Here is a 3,378-nt window from a genome sequence, read left to right as displayed (position 1 = left end):
TCTGATTGAGATGTTTTTTTGAAGATGTGCTGCAACTATTTTTTCTCGAAGATCGACAGAGTATGACTTCATTTAAAGGTATTTATATTTTAATTTATTGTACCTCATAACAGACGCAAGTGCTGTAATCGGGGTTACAGCAACAAAAGCGATCCAGTTGTTCTTAAAATGCAGCAAGTTTTAGACCTGTTGCGAAATACCAGAGTCACAATCCCAGAAGCAGCTACATCTGTTGGTGTTCCAGTTGAGGTTATTTCTGAATTAGGAAGAATCGCCTTAAATGACCGCCTACTCAGACTAGGACAGCAGCGCTAGAGGTTATGCATTATGCACTGGTTAAAATACATTTCTTTTTACTAAATTCAGATAATTCAGAATTTGAAAATAGAAAAATTAATTAATGCAATAATTTTGAAGCAGGGAGATAGCGACGGTCAAAAAGCCAACTGAGTGATAAGTCAGTAAGCATTGCTTAATGCGATTATTTGAGAATTTGTTGAGAACACAGGCTTCTTAATGACAACATGCGTTCGCCCTAATCTCAATGCTGATGCTAAGTATTGTCATTTTTCCCTTTGGTGATAATTTTGTAAATCGCTGTCTAGCGACCAGATAAACACTTCACTCATTTGAAAGAGATTACAGGACTTATGAAATTCCTGAATGATGCTAAAATCACCGAAACTGGTTCCTTCTTGCTTATTAGGAGCTTTGTTTTTGCCAGCCATATCCGGGAACTGGTCAATCCACTCCAATATCTCTGCCGTGTTTGGGAATGTAGTAGGTCTCCAGGGAGCTACGCCTGTGAATGCCTCTTTAACTTCTTTAACAAAACGTAGGGCAGTTTTCCTTCGCATTGTGCCATCGCCGTTCTGAGCAATGTGGTTGCCTGTTTCAAGTATCGTCGCCATAGGCAACAAAAAAGTACAGCCAGATTGAGCATAGGTCTGAAAATCTTCGAGAACTGATGCTCTATGCTGATTATAGTTGGGAACGTTCAGTATTTCGAGGAATATGCTGGTATCTATTAGGCAGATACTACTCATTGCTGTACTCCTGCAAACGAGACAGCCATTCCATAGCTTGCTGTTTTCTATCTTCTGGTGTGTGCGGCGACTTGACAAACCGATCCACTACCCCAGCAGTTACCAGTTGACCGAGCGGCCCCTGAGATATCAGACTGGGGAAATCGTACATATCCCCAAGCCGTACAAGGCGGCTATCTCCTGACTCTGGATCTCGGAAACAAAACACTACATCACCGAGAGCCGCATCGGGTAAGGCATCCATTAGGGCTGGGTTGTGGGTAGAAAGCAGCACCCGCAATTTCCGCCGCTCGGCAATATCCCGGATGCTGGCGAGTAGATGCTGGGCGCGGTTGGGATGAACGCCGTTGTCGATTTCCTCGATTACCACTAAACTACCAACGGGTGCCGATAGCATAGCCGCCGCGATCGCTAACACCCGCAAAGTACCATCGGATAACAATGCCGCCTCACAATAGCGACGGGTATTGCCAAAGGTTTCTGCTAGTCGCACCATGACTTCATCCCGTGGGCCGAAAAGGAAATCTAGCCCATCTATAGCCTGTTCTGGTAGACTCTGGATAAAGTTGAGAATTGCCTGTTGATTTTCGGCTTGGTTCTCCCACAAGCGATACAGGACGCTGGAAAGATTGGTACCATCTTCTTGTAATCGCTTATCAGATTTGAAACTGTACTCGCGCATTCTGGCGGGGACGGGATCTAGAAACAGGATGTTCTTTAAAACTCGTTGATATTCGCGGACGGTTTCAGGAATTATCTTTTGGGATTTGGGGTACTTTGGATCAAAATGGGCAGGGGTGTCTAATTGCACGAATATAGCCATCTGATCGCTGCACGTTACTCGTGGTTTGTTCTTCCCTTTTGTAAAGTTGTTATATGCGACACCAACATCAGTCTCTACTCCTTGAGAAGGCTGATCTAGGTCATATAGCGGGACTTGACTTGTCGAGCCAACGATTCGCTCACTACTGATGTGCAGTTCTCCGTCACGCACATTCAGGGTTATATCGAGTTGGTTCCAGTCTGGGTAGTCTAAACGGCAACCAATGGTAAAATTTGACTCTCCCCGATGGCACAAGTCATTTACTCGACCGCGTACAACGCGCTCTGCACTATTTACTGCATATTGAATGCTGGAGAGTTTTTGCCCTTGTGCCAGCCATGACAGAAAGCGCAGACCTTCAAGGGCATTACTTTTACCTGCGGCGTTTGCACCTATTAGTACTGTCAGCGACCCAAGGGGCAATCGGCTTGTACTGTAGCTTTTGAAGCTGGCGAGGGTAAATTCTGTCAGCATGGCACTCATCTTACAATTATCATCTCAAGGCTCAATGGTGGAGGGAGGCGAAGAGGGCATCGAGTTCTGACAGTGAGGCGTGGTGACTCATCTCTAAAGCCCGTTACTGTGAGTCGGTTATTGTACAGGTTCCGAGTTGGGGACAAATAATCTCTATTGCCTTACTCTTGAAAAAAACAATTCTGTGTTCGTTATCTTCAGAGTCTCCTAAAGTGACTCGTTTACGGATGCTCATGTTTTTCATATCAGAGACGGTATTCTCAAAGAAATCCGATTGATGCCCACAGTCGCAACGAAACGATGATGGATACAGTTCTATTGCCATCTTACACACCATGACTTCCCCCGCCAAATACTACCATGCTAGTCAGACGATATTTGACAGGAATAGTAAGGTAATCAGTGGGGTATTCAAGCAAGAATATCTCACTCGCTAGCTGAAAGATGTCCAGAAAACCCCGTGAGATCAAACCAGGATACTGTTATCACATTACCATTCGCTGCAATAACCGTGAGTTTCAGTTAACTCACCACGAATGCCGTCAGGTGATTGCTATACTGTTGATCAAGTTTTTAATACCTTGATTATCTTGTCCACAAGTTCCATTGGCTCAATTGGCTTGGTAATAAAAAGTTGAAACCCTGCTTTTAAAATACGTTGCTCATTTTTGGCTTCAGCAAAAGCAGTGAGAGCGATCGCTGGAATCTGTCCCCGTTGCTCTATATTGCGGGAGCGAACCTGATGAATCAAGGTAAAGCCATCCTCATCTGGCATACTGATATCACTAATCAGTAGAGCGGGCGATTGCTGTTCTAAAAGTGCCAATGCTTCTTTTACTGATGCTGCCACTAATACATCTGCCCCGGCGCTCTGAAGAACAGTCTGCATTAACATCCGAGCATCTGCATTAGCAATAGTTGCGCCCAGCCGTGGAGATTATGCATGGGAGTACGTAACTCATGAGACAAGACAGCGACGAATTCATCCTTTACTCGATTTATTTCTGCCAGTTCCTCAGTCTTTTGTCTCAGTTC

5 protein-coding genes are annotated in these 3,378 nt (G+C 44.7%); 1 reads left to right on the top strand and 4 read right to left on the bottom strand.

The window, feature by feature from the left end:
* Positions 1–168 precede the first annotated feature (168 nt).
* Positions 169–315 carry a hypothetical protein gene (locus CDG79_RS43240; protein ID WP_189525312.1) on the top strand — a complete coding sequence of 49 codons (147 nt, stop codon included), beginning with the start codon at positions 169–171 and terminating at the stop codon, positions 313–315.
* 248 nt (positions 316–563) lie between these two features.
* Here CDG79_RS43240 and CDG79_RS39780 read toward each other — a convergent pair whose 3' ends face one another.
* The 4 genes from CDG79_RS39780 to CDG79_RS45725 all read right to left on the bottom strand — a co-directional run bounded on the left by CDG79_RS39780 (position 564) and on the right by CDG79_RS45725 (position 3,345).
* Positions 564–1,046, bottom strand: coding sequence for a hypothetical protein (locus CDG79_RS39780; protein WP_094346947.1), 483 nt, complete (start codon positions 1,044–1,046; stop codon positions 564–566).
* Entirely contained in the window at positions 1,039–2,343 is a 1,305-nt protein-coding gene (locus CDG79_RS39775) for an AAA family ATPase (RefSeq protein WP_223278652.1), read from the bottom strand. Before CDG79_RS39775 ends, CDG79_RS39780 begins: the two co-directional genes overlap by 8 nt.
* Positions 2,344–2,908: 565 nt before the next feature.
* Complete coding sequence (locus CDG79_RS39760; RefSeq protein ID WP_094346944.1) at positions 2,909–3,238, bottom strand: response regulator; 330 nt, start codon at positions 3,236–3,238, stop codon at positions 2,909–2,911.
* The gene (locus CDG79_RS45725; RefSeq protein WP_223278653.1) at positions 3,232–3,345 is read right to left on the bottom strand and encodes a histidine kinase dimerization/phospho-acceptor domain-containing protein; all 114 of its coding nucleotides are present in this window, start codon (positions 3,343–3,345) and stop codon (positions 3,232–3,234) included. Before CDG79_RS45725 ends, CDG79_RS39760 begins: the two co-directional genes overlap by 7 nt.
* Positions 3,346–3,378: the final 33 nt, after the last annotated feature.

Origin of the sequence: Nostoc sp. 'Peltigera membranacea cyanobiont' 232 (assembly GCF_002245985.1) — a bacterium.
Lineage (GTDB): Bacteria > Cyanobacteriota > Cyanobacteriia > Cyanobacteriales > Nostocaceae > Nostoc.
This window is presented reverse-complemented; position numbering and strand designations above follow the sequence as displayed.

What these genes read in the sequence shown, in the direction of transcription:
- CDG79_RS43240 (WP_189525312.1), top strand. Translation starts at nt 169, where the DNA reads ATGCAGCAAGTTTTAGACCTGTTGCGAAATACCAGAGTCACAATCCCA.
- CDG79_RS39780 (WP_094346947.1), bottom strand. Translation starts at nt 1,046, where the DNA reads ATGAGTAGTATCTGCCTAATAGATACCAGCATATTCCTCGAAATACTG.
- CDG79_RS39775 (WP_223278652.1), bottom strand. Translation starts at nt 2,343, where the DNA reads ATGCTGACAGAATTTACCCTCGCCAGCTTCAAAAGCTACAGTACAAGC.
- CDG79_RS39760 (WP_094346944.1), bottom strand. Translation starts at nt 3,238, where the DNA reads ATGTTAATGCAGACTGTTCTTCAGAGCGCCGGGGCAGATGTATTAGTG.